This is a genomic window from Pseudomonas sp. M5A4_2d (genome assembly GCF_053345295.1).
Window position 1 is genome coordinate 316,128 of sequence record NZ_JBKEZW010000006.1, and the last position, 17,242, is coordinate 333,369.

The following is a 17,242-nucleotide window of genomic DNA, read 5'->3' on the forward strand; positions in this document are numbered from 1 at the left end:
CATGCTTTCCAACCCGAATATCGATCTGGTCTCGCGCTTTCTTCGCCTGCCGCTTGAACAACGCCAGCAGTTTTATCAGCGCCTGCAAGCGCGCGGCATGAGTTTCGCGCAATTGCCGATCGCCCCCACCCGGCATGATGTCGACACATTGCCATTGTCTTACGCCCAGGAACGCCAGTGGTTTCTCTGGCAGCTCGACCCGGACAGCCCCACCTATCACATTCCTGGGGCGCTGCGCCTGCAAGGCCAGCTCGACCTCGCGGCGTTACAACAGAGTTTCGACCGTTTGCTGGCCCGCCACGAAAGCCTGCGTACCCGCTTGGTACAGGACGGTGAGCAGCTGTTGCAGGCGGTAATGCCTGAAGCCAGGGTTGAAATCGTGCAGATGCAAACGGACGAACAGCAATTGATGGCGCGGGTGGAAGCGGAGGTTGCACGTCCTTTCGATCTGCTCCAGGCGCCGCTGTTGCGCGTGACACTGTTGCAACTGGCCGAAGATGAACATGTGCTGGTGATGGTCCAGCACCACATCATTTCCGATGGCTGGTCGATGCAGGTGATGGTCGAGGAACTCGTGCAGCTCTATGCGGCCTGCTGCCAGTGCCGCACCCTGGCGTTGCCGGACTTGCCGATCCAGTACGCCGACTATGCCCTGTGGCAGCGCGGCTGGATGGAAGCGGGGGAGAAGGCCCGTCAGTTGGCGTACTGGCAGGCACTGCTGGGCGGTGAGCAGCCCGTGCTGGAGTTGCCCCTCGACCATCCGCGACCCGCCCAACAAAGCCATCGCGGCAACAGCCTGCAGGTGCATCTGCAACCGGCACTGGTCAGCGACATCAAGCGCCTTGCGCAGCAAGAGGGCGCCACCCCGTTCATGTTGCTCCTGGCTTCGTTCCAGACCTTGCTCTATCGCTACAGCGGGCAGTCGGACATCCGTATCGGCGTGCCAAATGCCAACCGTAACCGTGTCGAAACCGAGCGGCTGATTGGCTTTTTCGTTAACACCCAGGTGCTCAAGGCCGACCTTGACGGGCAGATGACGTTTGTCGAACTGCTGCAGCAGACCAAGCGGCGCTCACTGGAGGCCCAGGCGCACCAGGACTTGCCGTTCGAGCAACTGGTGGTGGCGTTGCAGCCCGAGCGGAGCCTGAGCCACAACCCGTTGTTCCAGGTGATGTTCAATCACCAGACCGACGCCCAGGGCGGGCGCGAGGGGCAGCAATTACCCGGCTTGCGCGTTTCGGAGCTGGACTGGGACAGCCAAACCACGCACTTCGACCTCAGCCTGGACACCCATGAATCCCCGGAAGGTATCTGGGCGGCGCTGACCTACGCCACTGACCTGTTCGATGCCGCGACAATAGAGCGTTTGGCGCAGCATTGGCAGAACCTGCTGCACGCAGTGGTGAGTGCACCGCACAGCCGTCTCAGTGACGTGGCGATGCTGAGCGCAACCGAACAAACGGTGATACGCAAGGAATGGAATGCCCCGGCCACCGGCGGCGAACTGCAGGCGGTGCATCAGCTGTTCGAGGCCCAGGCCCAGCAGCACCCGCAACGCCAGGCCTTGGCCCTGGATGAGCAGACCCTCAGCTATGGCGAGTTGAATCGCCAGGCCAACCGTCTGGCCCATTACCTGATCGCCCACGGCGTAGGCCCGGAGGTGCTGGTCGGCATTGCCGTGGAGCGCTCGTTTGCCATGGTGGTGAGCCTGCTGGCGGTGCTCAAGGCGGGCGGCGCGTACGTGCCGCTCGACCCGCAATACCCGCGTGAGCGCTTGCTGCATATGCTCGACGACAGTGGCTTACAGCGGGTGTTGACTCAGTCGTCCCTGCGTGAGCGTTTGCCACTGCCTGAACACGTGTCGGCCCTGGACATCGATGTGGCCGATGCGCAACTGGCGCAGTGTGCCGAGCACAATCCCGGGCTCGACTTCGAACCGCGCAGCCTGGCTTACGTCATTTACACCTCAGGTTCTACTGGTAAACCCAAGGGCGTGGCGATCAACCATGCGGCTTTGAGTGAGTTCGCAAAGATCGCTGCGGGCTACTCGTGCCTGACGCCGGATGACCGGGTGTTGCAGTTTGCGACCTTGAACTTCGACGGTTTCGTCGAGCAGTTGTACCCGGCGCTGACCGTCGGCGCCAGCGTGGTCCTGCGTGGCCCGCAGCTGTGGGACGGTGCCGAGCTGTACCGGCAGATTATCGCCCAGGGCATCACCCTGGCCGACTTGCCGACGGCCTACTGGAAACTTTTCCTGCAGGATTGCCTGGCGGCCGGCCCACGCGCTTACGGCGCACTGCGCCAGGTGCATATCGGCGGCGAAGCCATGCCGCTGGATGGCCCGGCTCTGTGGCGTCGCGCGGGGCTCGGGCATGTACGCCTGCTCAATACCTACGGGCCTACCGAGGCGACGGTGGTGTCCAGCGTGCTGGACTGCAGCGACGATGCGACCGTGATCGGCGCCAGCGCCAGCCCTATCGGTCGGGCGCTGCCGGGGCGTGCGTTGTATGTGCTCGACCGCGATTTGGATCTGCTGCCGGTCGGTGCCGTGGGTGAGCTGTATATCGCCAGTGAAAGCGGCCTGGCGCGTGCCTATCTGCAGCGACCTGCACTGACCGCCGAACGTTTTGTCGCCGACCCGTTCAGCCGCTTGGGCGAGCGCCTGTACCGCACCGGTGACCTGGCACGCTGTCGCGCCGATGGGGTGATCGAGTACGTCGGGCGAGTCGATCACCAGGTGAAAATCCGTGGTTTCCGCATCGAGCTGGGTGAGATCGAGGCGTTGCTATTGGCCCAGACAGGCGTGCGCGAAACGCTGCTGCTGGCCGCTGACAACCAGTTGCTGGCTTACGTGGTGCCCACACAAGCGCTGTCCGAGCCAGAACAGCTGGCCGCCGGTGAGCAGCTCAAGGCCCGCCTGCGCGAGCAATTGCCGGATTACATGGTGCCGGCGCACCTGATCTTCCTCGCCCGCATGCCGTTGAACCCCAATGGGAAGCTGGACCGCCAGGCCCTGCCCAAACCCGATGCCACTTCGGTCCAAGCCGACTGGCAAGCGCCTGTCACCGCTCTACAGCAACAAGTTGCCGGGATCTGGGCCGATATCCTCGGTACTGAGCGTGTGGGCCTGACTCAGCACTTTTTCGAGCTGGGTGGGCATTCCCTGCTCGCCATGCAGGTGGTCTCGCGCATGCGCCAGGCGCTGAACCTCGAAGTGCCACTCAAGATGCTGTTTGAGCAGCCGCGCCTGGATGGATTTGTCGCGGCCATTGAAGCCCATTCCCCGACCGCGCCCAAAGCTCCCGCGTTGCTGCCGGTGGGGCGTGACCAGCCGTTGCCGTTGTCGTATGCCCAGGAGCGCCAATGGTTCCTGTGGCAACTGGAGCCGCAAAGCGCCGCATATCACATACCTAGCGCCCTGCGCTTGAAAGGGCGGTTGGACACGGCGGCGTTGCAGCGCAGTTTCGATACGTTGGTGGCCCGTCACGAAAGCCTGCGTACCCATTTGCGCCAGACGCACGATGGCGCCGTGCAGGTGATTGACCCGGTGGCGTCGTTGCCGATGGTGCGTGCCGATGTCGAGGAGGCCCAACTCAAGGCGCGCGTCGAAGCTGAAATCGCCCGGCCGTTTGACCTGCAACAAGGACCGTTGCTGCGCGTGACGCTGCTGCGTCTGGCGGCTGACGAACATGTGCTGGTGCTGGTTCAGCATCACATCGTGTCTGATGGTTGGTCGATGCAGTTGGTGGTGGAGGAGCTGGTGCAGCTTTACGCCGCTTACAGCCAAGGGCAGGGCGTGCAATTGCCGCAACTGCCGATCCAGTACGCCGACTACGCCGTGTGGCAACGCAACTGGATGGACGCGGGCGAGAAAGCCCGTCAACTCGCGTACTGGCGCGAGGTGCTGGGCGGTGAGCAGAGCGTGCTGGAATTGCCATTCGACCATCCACGCCCGGCCGTGCAGAGCCACCGTGGCGCACGCTTGCCGATCGAGCTGGCCCCGACACTGGCCCACGACCTCAAGGCACTGGCCCAGCAACAAGGCGTGACGCTGTTCATGCTGCTGCTGGCGTCATTCCAGACCTTGCTGCACCGCTACAGCGGCCAGGAAGAGATCCGCGTCGGCGTGCCGATTGCCAACCGCAATCGCAGCGAGACCGAGCGCCTGATCGGCTTTTTCGTTAACACACAGGTGCTCAAGGCCGACCTGCATGGCCAGATGAGCGTTGAGCAGTTGTTGCAGCACACGCGTCAGCGCGCGCTGGATGCCCAGGCGCATCAGGACCTGCCGTTCGAGCAATTGGTGGAAGCCCTGCAACCGGAACGCAGCCTGAGTCACAACCCTTTGTTCCAAGTGATGTTCAACCACCAGACCGATGTGGGCCAGGCCCAGGTCCAGCATCAATTGCCGCAACTGCGGGTCGAAGGGCTGGACTGGGAGAGCAAGACGGCGCATTTCGACCTGGACCTGGATATCCAGGAATCCACCGAAGGCATCTGGGCCACCTTGGGTTATGCCCAGGACCTGTTTGAAGCCGACACCGTGCACCGTATGGCCCGCCATTGGCAGAACCTGTTGCAGGGCATGGTTGCCAACCCTCAGCAAACCCTCAGCCAATTGCCGCTGCTGGACACTGCTGAGCAGCAACAGATTCTACAGCTATGGAATTGCACCGACTCGGGCTTCTCGGCCAAACGCCTGGTGCACGAATTGGTCGCCGACCGTGCTCGGGAAAACCCGAATGCAGTGGCGGTAAAATTCGATGCGCAAACGCTGACGTACGGGGAACTCGATCGCCAGGCCAATCGCCTGGCGCGTGCGCTGATCGCCCGTGGTGTGGGCCCGGAAGTGCGCGTGGCCATCGCCATGCCGCGCAGTGCCGAGATCATGGTGGCGTTCCTGGCCGTGATGAAATCGGGTGGCGTGTATGTGCCGCTGGACGTGGAATACCCGCGTGATCGCCTGCTGTACATGATGCAGGACAGCCGCGCCAAGCTACTGCTGACACACTCGGCGGTGCAGCAGCGGCTGCCGATTCCGCAAGGCCTGGAAGCGCTTGCGGTTGATCAGGCCGAGGCCTGGGCCGAGGTTGACGACACCGATCCACGGGTCGCACTGGACGGCGACAACCTCGCCTACGTGATCTACACCTCCGGCTCCACCGGCCTGCCCAAGGGCGTGGCGGTATCGCACGGCCCGCTCGTGGCGCATATCATCGCCACCGGCGAGCGCTATGAAACCGGCCCGGCCGATTGCGAACTGCACTTCATGTCCTTCGCCTTTGACGGCTCCCACGAAGGTTGGATGCACCCGCTGATCAACGGCGCCAGCGTGCTGATCCGCGATGACAGCCTGTGGCTGCCGGAATACACCTACGCGCAAATGCACCGCCATAACGTGACGATGGCGGTGTTCCCGCCGGTGTACCTGCAACAACTGGCCGAGCATGCCGAACGCGACGGCAACCCGCCGGCCGTGCGCGTGTATTGTTTTGGTGGCGACGCGGTGGCGCAGGCGAGCTACGACCTGGCCTGGCGTGCGCTCAAGCCGACCTACCTGTTCAACGGTTACGGCCCCACCGAAACCGTGGTCACGCCGCTGCTGTGGAAGGCCCGCGAGGGCGACCCTTGCGGCGCGGTCTATGCGCCTATCGGTACGTTGCTGGGCAACCGCAGCGGCTACGTATTGGACGCGCAGTTGAACCTGCAACCGATCGGCGTGGCCGGTGAGTTGTACCTGGGAGGCGAGGGCGTGGCCCGGGGTTATCTGGAGCGTCCGGCGCTGACCGCCGAGCGTTTTGTGCCGGACCCGTTCGGCAAACCCGGCAGCCGCGTGTACCGCAGCGGCGACTTGACCCGTGGCCGCCCGGACGGCGTGGTGGACTACCTTGGCCGTGTCGACCATCAAGTGAAGATTCGTGGTTTTCGCATCGAGCTGGGTGAAATCGAGGCCCGTCTGCGCGAGCAGGACAGCGTCGGTGAAACCGTGGTGGTGGCCCAGGAAGGGCCGACCGGCAAGCAGTTGGTCGCCTATGTGGTGCCGTTGGACCCGGCGTTGATCGACGATGCCGTGGCGCAATCGAACGGCCGTGAAGCGCTGCGACGCGCCTTGAAAACCCGCCTGCCCGACTACATGGTGCCCACGCACCTGATGTTCCTGGCGCGCATGCCACTCACGCCCAATGGCAAGCTGGATCGCAAAGGCCTGCCGCTGCCGGACGTGAGCCTGATGCAGCAGGTGTATGTGGCGCCACAGAGTGAGTTGGAGCAGAAGATCGCCGCGATCTGGTCCGACGTGCTGCGCCTGCCGCGCGTGGGGCTGCATGACAACTTCTTCGAACTGGGCGGCGACTCGATCATTTCGATCCAGGTCGTCAGCCGAGCGCGCCAAGTGGGTGTGCGGTTCACGCCCAAGGACCTGTTCCAACACCAGACGGTCCAGAGCCTGGCGGCCGTCGCCCGCGAAGGCGAGGGCGCGGTGCTGCTTGATCAGTCGGCGCTGACCGGCGAGCTGTTGCTGCTGCCGATCCAGCATGCGTTTTTTGCCGATGACATCCCGGCGCGTGAGCACTGGAACCAGTCCGTGGTGCTGCAACCGCACCAGTGGCTGGAGGTGCCTGTGCTGGTGGCCGCTCTACAGGCGCTGATTGTGCATCACGACGCCCTGCGCACCACGTTTGCCCAAAGTGTAAATGGCTGGAGTGCGGCGTATCGAAGTGCAGACCAGCATCAGGCCGAACAGGTGCTGTGGCAGACCACCCTCACGACCCTCGAAGAACTTGAAGCCTTGGGCGAGGAAGCCCAGCGTAGCCTCGACCTGAGTCAAGGCCCGTTGCTGCGCGCGGTGTTGGTGGGCATGGCCGATGGCTCACAGCGTTTGTTGCTGGTGATCCATCACTTGGTGGTGGACGGTGTGTCCTGGCGCATCCTCCTGGAGGACCTGCAAACGGCCTACCGCCAAATTGCCCAAGGCGCAGCGGTGGTGCTGCCCGCCAAGACCAGCTCCACGCGCGCATGGGCCGAGCGGCTGCAAGCTTACGCCGGCAGCCCGGCGCTGGCGCAGGCGTTGACGTGGTGGCAGACCCAGCTACACGGCAGCCGCGCCGGTTTGCCGGGCGCCGACCCGCAGGCCAGCCTGAGCAACCGTCATACATTGAGTGTGACGACCCAGTTGGACCCAGGGTTTACCCGACGTTTGTTGCAGGACGCTCCCAGTGCCTACCGTACCCAGATCAACGACCTGCTGTTGACGGCCCTGGCGCGCGTCATTGTGCGCTGGACCGGTGACACGTCGATGTTGATCCGCTTGGAGGGCCACGGCCGCGAGGACTTGTTCGATGAGATCGACCTGACCCGCACTGTGGGTTGGTTTACCAGCCTCTATCCCTTGCAACTGACGCCGGCCGATTCCCTGGCGGGTTCCCTTAAACACATCAAGGAGCAACTGCGCGCTGTACCCGACAAAGGCCTTGGCTTTGGTGCCTTGCGTTACCTGGGTAATGCCGAGGCGCAACAGGCATTGAGTGCATTGCCGCGCCCACGTATCACGTTCAACTACCTGGGGCAGTTCGACGGCAGTTTCGAGGGCGGCGAACAGGAAGGTTTGTTCGCGCCTTCCGGTGACGCCAGTGGTGCCGAGCAAAGCCTTGACGCGCCGCTGGGCAACTGGCTGGAAATCAATGGCCAGGTCTACGCAGGCGAATTGAAGTTGAACTGGAGTTTCAGCCAAGAGATGTTCGCGCAAGCGACCGTGCAGCAGTTGGCGGACGAGTACGCGTTGGAACTCAAGGCCTTGATCGAGCATTGCTGTGCTCCGGCAAATCAAGGCGTAACGCCGTCGGACTTCCCCCTGGCGCGCTTGTCTCAAGGCCAGCTGGATGCGCTGCCACTGAACTTCTCTGAGGTGGAAGACCTGTATCCGTTGTCGCCGATGCAGCAAGGCATGTTGTTCCAGTCGTTGTATGGCGAAGGTTCGGGCGACTACATCAACCAGATGCGCATCGATGTGGACGGGCTGGATGTCCCGCGTTTCCGCCAGGCCTGGCAGGCAGCTGTCGACCGGCATGAAATTCTGCGCAGTGGTTTCCTCTGGCAAACCGATGTCGAGCAACCGTTGCAGGTGGTCTACAAGCAGCGGCGCATACCGCTTGAAGCGCTCGATTGGACGGACCGCGCGGATTGCTCTGCGGCCCTCGATAGCCTGGCCGAATCGGCGCGGGCCCAGGGTTTCGTGCTGGAACAGGCGCCGCTGCTGAGCCTGTCGGTCATACGCACTGGGGTGTCGAGTTATCACCTGATCTATACCAACCACCACATCCTGATGGACGGTTGGAGCGGTTCGCAGTTGTTTGGTGAGGTGTTGCAACACTACGCCGGCGAGCCGCTGGCTGCGCCGACGGGGCGCTATCGCGATTACATCGCCTGGTTGCAGGCGCAGAACAAGGCCGTCAGCGAAACCTTCTGGAAAGACCAGTTGGTCAACCTGCAGGCGCCTACGCGGCTGGCATGCGGCCAGTCGAGCGAGGTGCAGACGGCCCCGGCGGCCAACGGTGAACATCGCCTGAGCTTTGATGCCGCGCATACCGAGCGTCTCAAAGTGTTCGCCCAGAGCAACAAGGTCACCCTCAATACGCTGGTGCAAGCCGCCTGGCTGTTGCTGCTGCACCATCACACCGGGCAGGCTACCGTCGCGTTCGGTGCCACCGTGGCAGGCCGACCAGCCGAGCTGCGCGGTATCGAGCAGCAAGTCGGTTTGTTTATCAATACGCTGCCCGTGGTGGCCACGCCTGAGGCGCAGATGCCAGTCAGCCAGTGGCTGCAACACGTCCAGTCGCAGAATGTGCGCTTGCGTGAGCAAGAACACACGCCGCTGTTCGAGATCCAGCGTTGGGCCGGTCTGGGCGGGGAGGCGCTGTTCGACAGCATCCTGGTGTTCGAGAATTACCCGGTGTCCGAGGCGTTGGAGCAGGGCGCGCCGTCGGGTTTACGCTTTGGCGCCGTGCACAGCCTGGAGCAGACGCACTACCCGTTGACCGTGCTCCTGGGCATGGGCGAAAGCCTGGGGCTTGAATTCAACTACGACCGCCAGGCCTTCAGTGCCGCGCATATCCAGCGCCTGGCCGAGCACTTCCAGCAGCTGTTGAGTGCCTTGATTATGGATGCCGACCAGTGCCTGGCCGCGCTGCCTTCGGTGGCATTGGCCGAGCGCCAGACGCTGCAGGCCTGGAACGCCACGGCGCAAAGCTACCCGCTGCACCAGAGCGTGCATCAATTGATCGAGGCGCAGGTGGTTCGTACGCCAGACGCTACGGCCCTGGCGTTTGCCGGGCAGCACCTGAGTTACGCCGAGCTGAACCGTCGGGCGAACCGCCTGGCGCATCGCTTGATCGCGGCCGGCGTGGGGCCGGACGTGCTGGTGGGCCTGGCGGTGGAGCGCTCCATCGAGATGGTCGTCGGTCTGCTGGCCGTGCTCAAGGCCGGTGGCGCCTACGTGCCGCTGGACCCGGAATACCCGCGTGACCGACTCGCCTACATGATGCAGGACAGTGGCGTAACGTGGCTGCTGACCCAGGCTCATCTGCTGGAACAACTGCCGGTTCCGGCGGGCGTTCAGCACCTGGTGCTGGAGACGGGCGAGGCGTGGCTTGAGGGTTATAGCGCGCACAATCCTGACATCGCCGTCGATGGCGAAAACCTGGCGTATGTGATCTACACCTCGGGCTCTACCGGGCAGCCCAAGGGCGCCGGTAATCGGCATTCGGCGCTCACCAATCGGCTCTGCTGGATGCAGCAGGCGTATGGCCTGGAGGCCAGCGATAGCGTGTTGCAGAAAACCCCGTTCAGCTTTGACGTGTCGGTGTGGGAGTTCTTCTGGCCACTGATGTCCGGCGCGCGCCTGGTGGTGGCCGCGCCCGGGGCACATCGCGATCCGGCCAGGTTGGTCCGCCTGATCAACGCCGAGCAGGTCACCACGCTGCACTTCGTGCCGTCCATGTTGCAAGCGTTCTTGCAGGACTCGGCGGTAAGTGCCTGCCATAGCCTGCAACGCATTGTCTGCAGCGGTGAAGCATTGCCCGTGGATGCCCAGCAGCAGGTGTTTGCCAAGCTGCCCGGTGCCCAGTTGTACAACTTGTATGGGCCGACGGAAGCCGCCATTGATGTGACCCACTGGACCTGTGTCGATGAAGGGCATGATGCGGTGCCGATTGGTCGGCCCATCGCCAACCTGGGTTGCTATGTGCTCGACGGCAACCTGGCGCCGGCGCCGGTGGGCGTGTTGGGTGAGCTGTACCTGGGCGGCATCGGGCTGGCGCGGGGTTATCACCGTCGGCCGGCGCTGACCGCTGAACGTTTTGTGACTGACCCGTTCGGCAGTGGTGCGCGCCTGTACCGTACCGGCGACCTGGCGCGCTATCGCGACGATGGTGTGATCGAGTACGCCGGGCGCATCGACCATCAGGTCAAGCTGCGCGGGCTGCGGATCGAGTTGGGTGAAATCGAGGCGCGTCTGCTGGAGCATGCCTGCGTGCGTGAAGCCGCCGTGCTGGCCGTGGACGGCACGCACCTGGTGGGTTACCTGGTGTTGCAGGAACCGTGTGCGGACTGGAAAGCCTTGCTCGGCGCTCACCTTGCTGCGCAACTGCCGGATTACATGGTGCCCGCGCAATGGGTGGTGCTGACACAGATGCCGTTGAGCCCGAATGGCAAGCTCGATCGCAAAGCGCTACCCAAACCTGAAGCAAACGCTGCGCAGGACTATCAGGCACCGCAAAGCGACATTGAGCAGCAGGTCGCGGCGATTTGGAGCGAGGTGCTCGGTGTTGAGCGCGTCGGGCTGAACGACAACTTCTTTGAGTTGGGTGGCCATTCATTGCGCGTGCTGCTGCTCAAGGAGCGCATCAGGCAGGTCAGCGGGGTCAATCTGTCCGTCAGCCAGTTGATGCTCAACCCCACCGTGCGTGGGCAGGTCAATTGCGTGCAGGGCGAGGTACGCAGCGAGTTGATCGTCAAGCTCAACAGCCAGACCCAAGGCACGCCGCTGTTCATGTTCCACCCAAGTTTCGGCTCGGTGCATTGCTACACCGCCATTGCCCTGGCACTCAGGGAGCAGCGCCCGGTGTTCGGTGTGATCTGCCGTGCGCTGGTGGAAGAGGGCGCACCGGTGCCTGAATGGCAGGCGATGGTTGACGATTACACCGCGCAATTGTTGAAGGCTCAGCCACAGGGTGCCTATCGCCTGGCCGGCTGGTCACTGGGCGGCAACCTGGCGATGGAAGTCGCCTACGCACTGGAGCAAGCCGGGCGTGAGGTCGAATTTGTCGGCTGGATTGATTCGGCGCCACCGCAGTGGCTCAAGCCTTATTGGGACGCGGTGGTGATCGAGGATGATCGTGAAGTATCAGCCAATGAGCGCCGTGCGGCGTTGCTTGGGGTGATGTTCCCGGCGTTTGCCGAGCAGATTGAAGGGGCTTGGCAACAGTGCCGGCGTCAGGCTGCGGATGAAGCCGGGCAATGGCAGGCGTTTGTAGCCTGGGCCGAACAGACCCTGGGTGAGGCCTTCAACGGCATCAAGGACGAGTTGCTGCGTGGCAATGAAGCGCAGATTTCCTGGGAGGTTGACCGCGCACTCAGCGAGCGCATGACAGCGGCTGACTTCAAGCCGATCCAGGCTCCGGTCAGTTGCTGGTGGGCTTCTTTGAGCCGCGCGGGACACTTCAAGGACCTGATCGAACAGAACATGGCCGGTGTGATTGGCCAGGGGCGCATCGAGCGTTCGGTGATGATCGAGACTGATCATGACGGGATCATCGACAGCGCCGCGTTCATCAATAGCCTGGTGGCTGCCATGGAGTAAGGGGCTGTTGTACGAATAAACCCGGATCATTGATCCGGGTTTTTTTGGGCTTTGTTTCAGGTGGTGCATGCATAAAAATGCCCGATGAAAGCAGGGCTTTCATCGGGCGTTGAGTTGATCGCCTGGGCGATCAAGGCCTCCGGTCAGAAGTTCCAGCGGGTGCTGACCATCACGTTGCGCGGCTCGCCGTAGGCCGCCGAGTTATAGAAGCCCACGTTGGTGTAGTAAGTCGTGTCGAAGATGTTGTTGAGGTTGATGGTGGCCGAGAGGTTCTTGGTCAACTGGTAGCGGGTCATCAGGTCCACCACTGTGTAGGACGACTGGGTAATGTCCTGGTTTTTTTCGAGCGGCGAGTTATAGATTTCGTACCAGCCCTTGCTCTGCCAGCGCACGCCGCCGCCGACGGTGAACTTGTCCAGGTCACCCTTGAGCTTGTAGGTGGTGTTCAGGTTGACCTGATGCTCCGGCTCGAAGGTGGAGATTTTCTTGCCGTCTTCGTCGCGTACGATCTTGTGGGTGTAGCCACCCTGGACTTGCCAGCCCGGGGCCAGCTCACCGGAGATCTCCGCTTCGTAGCCTTTGGTGACGGCCTTGGAGCCCTTAAACGCGTAGTTGTTCGGCGTTGGGGTCTGGTTGTTGTAGGCATCGTCCGAAATAGCGCGGTTGGTCTCATGCACTTCGAAGTAGGCAATGCTGGTGTTCAGGCGGCCTTCCAGGAACTCGCCCTTGAGGCCGAACTCGTAGTTTTGCCCCTCGTCCGGTTCCAGCAGTTTTTGGTCGCGGTCCTTATAGGTGCTTTCCTGGGGTTGGAAAATATCGGTGTAGCTGGTGTACAGCGAGAAGTTGTCGTTCAAGTCGTAGATGACGCCGGCATATGGGATGAACCGGCCGGTTTCTTTGTAGGACGGGTTATTACCGGTGACGTGGTAGTTGGCGACGCGTCCGCCGAGGATCACGTTAAGGTCATCCATCACGTTCAAACGTGTGGTCATGTAGTAGCCGTTCTGGCGAATGGTGTCGTCGATGTACTGCTGGACCGGGCCGTAGATCGGCCTGTCGATCTTGCCATTCCAGTTGTAGAAGTCCACTTTGTTGCCGCCTGGCCATTCCGGCGACCAATAACCCTTGCCCTGCCAGCGCGAGGTACCGATCGAGCCGCCCACCACCAGTTCATGGTCGCGGCCGAACAGGCTGAAAGGCCCGGTGGCGTACAGATCGGCCGAGGTGCTTTTGGTTTCTCCGGTGTACTTCTGCCCGTTGATCGACGCGGTGCCATCGGACTGAGGCTCAACGAACTGGATCGAGCCCAGGTCGGCGTGGTAGCCGTTGATCTTATGGTCGAGTTGGAACTTGGTGACCCAGCCGTCGCCCATGTCATGTTGCAGCATGGCAAAGGCGGTACGGGTATTTTGCTCCCAGGAACTCCAGGTGGTGCCGTTGTTATAGGAGCGCGGCATCTTGTTGATGCTGCCGTCGTATTTCACCAACGGGAAGGCACCGGACCAGCTGGAGCCTTGTGGAATGTTGTCCTGATAGTCGAAGCCCACCGTCAGCATGGTGTCGGGGGACAGGTCGAATTCGGTAATGCCGTAGTAGGTTTCGGTCTTGCGTGAGTAGTGGTCCATGAAGGACTTTTTGTCTTGATACGCCGCCACTGCGCGACCACGGACGTTGCCGCTGTCGGTCAAGGGGCCGCTGACGTCGACTTCGCTGCGGTAATTGTCCCAGGAACCTGCGCCCAGCTGGACATGGCCCTTGAATTCCGAGGTTGGCTTCTTGCGGATCAGGTTGATGGTCGCGCCCAGGGAACCCGCACCGTTAAGCAGGCCGGTGGCGCCCTTGAGTATTTCGACGCGGTCATAGATGGCCATGTCGCTTAGGGTGTTACCCGCCGAATAGCCGACGTTGCGCACGGTGGAGGGAATGCCGTCGTACTGGAAGCTGTTGACCGAGAAACCACGGGAATAGTAGTTGGTGCGGTCGGTGTCATAGGCCGACACGGTGATGCCCGGGGTGTGGCGCATCACGTCATCAACGTTATTCAGGCCGAAGTCCTGAATGTGCTGACGGGTGATGACAGTGATCGACTGCGGCGTTTGCCGAGGCGTCAGGGTTAGCCGTGTGGCTGTGGCAATGGTGCCCGGCGTGTAGGAGCCGGAGTCCTCGGTAATGTTGCCCAACGCGTTGCCGGTCACTTGGGTCGGGCTCAGTTCCAACGCTTCGGTTGTACCGGCAGCGGTCACGGTCAGCGAGTTGCCACTGAGGCTGTGAGTGGTCTCAGTCCCACCCAGCAAGGTATCAATTGCCCGCTGCGTTTCCATTTTGCCCTTCACCGCGCGACTGTTCTTGCCCTGCACATCGCTCGGGCTGTACAGCACCTGCACGTTGGTCTGACGACCGAATTCCTGCAGCGCGCTCCCCAGCGACTGTGAAGGAATATCCAGCTCGATCTCCTGCGCCTGCGCATAGCCTGCAACCGGCAGCGATATCGCCAGGGCCAGGGCGCTCGGAAGAAGATTAATGTTCAGGGCCCGGCGCATGGATAGCGCTTTGCTCAGAGGGCTGAGACCGAGTCTTGCTGGCATGGATGCTTTCTCTTCTATGTGTAAGTGGGCAAGTTATAGGTGTTTATTGATTCTGGTTCTCATTAACACTAGTGAGACGTTCCTACTTGGGAAAACCGGAAAAGAAATTTCAGGCAGGCTCCATTTCGTGCACCACCTGGCCGGCGCGCAGGCGTACCAATTGGTCGGCGATGTCGAAATAGCGGTCGTCGTGGCTGATCACAATGATGGTTTTGCCCAGGCGCTTAAGGTCCGGCAGCAGCTCGGTGTAGAAGATCCGGCGAAAGGCCGGGTCCTGGTCGGCGGCCCATTCGTCGAACACCAGCACCGGGCGTTCTTCGAGCCACGCGTTGACCAAGGCCAGGCGCTTGCGTTGGCCGGTAGACAGGTCGGTGGTGCTGAACACGCCATCCTTCACGCTGACCTTGTGCGCGATCTCCAGGCGTTCCAGGTATTTGGCGGCACTGTCCAATGACTGGGTGGCGCTGCCCTGCACCAGGTCATCGAACAGGTAATAGTCGGAAAAAATCGTGGTAAACAGCTGGCGATAATCATCGCGCTCGGGGTCGGTCACGGCCTCGCCGTTGAGCCGGATCTCGCCGGCCTGGGGCGGGTAGAGGCCCAGCAACAGTTTGATCAGGGTGGTCTTGCCGCTGCCGTTTTCGCCGACGATAAATACGATATCGCCTTGCTTGATGCTCAGGTTGATCGGCCCCAGGTGGAACCGTTCGCTGCCCTCAACCGCCGGTGGGCTGTAGCTCACGCCGCGCAGTTCCAGGCTGTTGACCACCGGTTTGGGGGCTTCGCTGTCGTCCATCAGCAGGTGCGGTTCGGGGGAGGAGAAGCGCTGCGACAACTCGCTGATACGGCCAAAGGCAATCTTCGCCTTGCCCACCACCGGCAGGTAGCCCAGCAGGTGTTCCAGCGGGCCTTTCATGTACAGCAGCACCAGCACGAAGCCGGTGATCACGGTAGGGTCCGGGTTCGGGTTGTAGGCCTGCATCGCCAGGGCCAGGCCGATCACCACAAAGAACAGCATCGAGCCAAACGTCTTGGCCAGGATGTAAATGTTGACCGAGCGCACCTGGATGTCGCTGATGCGGTCGGCGGTTTCCTGGATGCGATGGGTGTTCATGCGAAAACGCCGTGGCCGGTGCATGCGCAGTTCCTTGGCGCCAGAAGCGATCGCGTTGTAATAACGCTGCAGTTCATCCTCATGACTGCGTGCCAGGTCGAAGCCCTGGATGCCTTTACCACCGGCGATGAACTGCACGGCACTGCCGATAATGATCGCCACTACCATCATCAGGAACATCGGCACCGACAGATAGGCCAGGTAACCCAGGCAACCGAGGGTGACCGTGGCAGCGATGGCCAACGGCGTGAAGGCGAAGGAAAAGTCGCTGATGGTATCGACATCATGGGTCAGCACCGGGATCAGGCGGTGCGAGCGATACTGCTCGATCTGCCCGATGGGCGCCGACAGCACTTTCTCGCCCAGGTCTTTGCGCAGGGCGGCGATGATGCGTTGGCCGACGTAGTTGGTGCCGATATCCGAAATGATCGAGCTGATCAATGCCAGCACACACAGCGCCGCAAAGGTCAGGACCACGCCTTGGGTCATGCCGTTGGCCGAATGCAGGGCATTATTGATGGTGGCCAGCAGCAGGGTGATGGCCAGGCCGCCGACCATGCCGAGGGCGACGGAGACGGTCACGATGGTGCGAAAGGGCCTGAGCAAGGCGAGCAGCCCCTTGAAGGCGCTGCGTTTGGGGTCGGTCATAAATACATCCCGGAGAGTGAAAAGAGGGGCTGGGCACACAGACCCTTACCCATGACAAACGAAGCGTCGGCGCGAGTATTTAGCTCGGCGCGCCCGACGGCAGTGGCGAGGTATAAATTGCCGCTGGGCTGGTTCGTTCTTGTGCTGTAGGCGCACGTGTATTGGCGTTGTGCGCAGTCCATTCAGCGAGAGCGAAAAATGACCAAAAAGAACCTGGTGTATGTGTGGTCCCTGAGAAATGCCGCCGCCGACAAGGCAGGGCAGCCGGTGGCTTACAAAGACCACGAGCGCTACATGAAATCGGTGCTGGAGTTTCTGGTGGGGTCGCTGAACGACACACCGCTGGGCGAGGCGTATAACCTGGTCGGCGTGATCTACGACGATGACGAGCAGAACCCACGGGACCAGCAGTTGGTCAGCGATTACGGCTTTGCCTATAAGCCCGGCCGCCAGTGGCTTTACCCGGCGGACTTGCGGGTGCAGGGGCACCCGGTCAACGACCTGTTGCTGAGTGTGCCATCCACCTATCGCCGCCTGCCTCGCGGCAGCGCCGAACACATCGCCGGCAAGCAGGATTTCGAGCGACGCTTGCACGACACGCTCGTGGAGTTGAAGGCTGATGTCGTGGTGTTGGATGGTTTGTTGGTGATTCTGGATGAGCTGGTACGGCCGGGCGCACCGTTTGCGCGGCGCATCATGAACATTCACCCGGGCATTACCCGCATCGAATCGCCGTACGAGCGCCGTGGGGCTTACGCCACCTGGAACGCCTTGTATGGCGCGCGCGGGCAAACCGTGGTGGATTGGGCGACCAAGGCAACCACGCCGTCGGAGCCGCTATACCTTACCGGGGCGTCGTTCCACTACGTGGACAACGGCATCGACTCCGGTGAAGTGTTCCACGACGTGCTCAAAACCGAGATTTCGCCGGAAGACACCATCCTTGAGTTGCGCTGGAACAACTTCAACAACAGCCTGTTCCCGGCGTTGCATGAGGGCTTGGAATTGCTGGCCAGGCAGGCCTGATTCAGCCGAGCTGCA

At 62.0% G+C, this 17,242-nt stretch carries 4 protein-coding genes; 2 read left to right on the plus strand and 2 right to left on the minus strand.

All coding sequences use genetic code 11. The features are described 5' to 3' along the window. Position 1: 1 nt before the first annotated feature. Positions 2-11,854: an amino acid adenylation domain-containing protein gene (locus ACLBW8_RS16690; RefSeq protein WP_447805874.1), complete on the plus strand. Its 11,853-nt coding sequence runs from the start codon at positions 2-4 to the stop codon at positions 11,852-11,854. A gap of 143 nt (positions 11,855-11,997) precedes the next feature. On the opposite strand, the gene ACLBW8_RS16695 is transcribed toward ACLBW8_RS16690, so the two are convergent. Next, the gene (locus ACLBW8_RS16695; protein WP_447805875.1) at positions 11,998-14,439 is read right to left on the minus strand and encodes a TonB-dependent siderophore receptor; all 2,442 of its coding nucleotides are present in this window, start codon (positions 14,437-14,439) and stop codon (positions 11,998-12,000) included. A 109-nt stretch (positions 14,440-14,548) separates the two neighbouring features. After that, positions 14,549-16,201: a cyclic peptide export ABC transporter gene (locus ACLBW8_RS16700; protein ID WP_447805876.1), complete on the minus strand. Its 1,653-nt coding sequence runs from the start codon at positions 16,199-16,201 to the stop codon at positions 14,549-14,551. A gap of 198 nt (positions 16,202-16,399) precedes the next feature. Between ACLBW8_RS16700 and ACLBW8_RS16705 the strand changes: the two genes are divergently transcribed. Further along, positions 16,400-17,227: a formyltransferase family protein gene (locus tag ACLBW8_RS16705; protein WP_447805877.1), complete on the plus strand. Its 828-nt coding sequence runs from the start codon at positions 16,400-16,402 to the stop codon at positions 17,225-17,227. Positions 17,228-17,242: the final 15 nt, after the last annotated feature.

Excerpts from the sequence above, each read along its gene's own strand:
- ACLBW8_RS16700 (WP_447805876.1), bottom strand. The coding sequence starts at position 16,201 with ATGACCGACCCCAAACGCAGCGCCTTCAAGGGGCTGCTCGCCTTGCTC.
- ACLBW8_RS16695 (WP_447805875.1), bottom strand. The coding sequence starts at position 14,439 with ATGCCAGCAAGACTCGGTCTCAGCCCTCTGAGCAAAGCGCTATCCATG.
- ACLBW8_RS16705 (WP_447805877.1), top strand. The coding sequence starts at position 16,400 with ATGACCAAAAAGAACCTGGTGTATGTGTGGTCCCTGAGAAATGCCGCC.
- ACLBW8_RS16690 (WP_447805874.1), top strand. The coding sequence starts at position 2 with ATGCTTTCCAACCCGAATATCGATCTGGTCTCGCGCTTTCTTCGCCTG.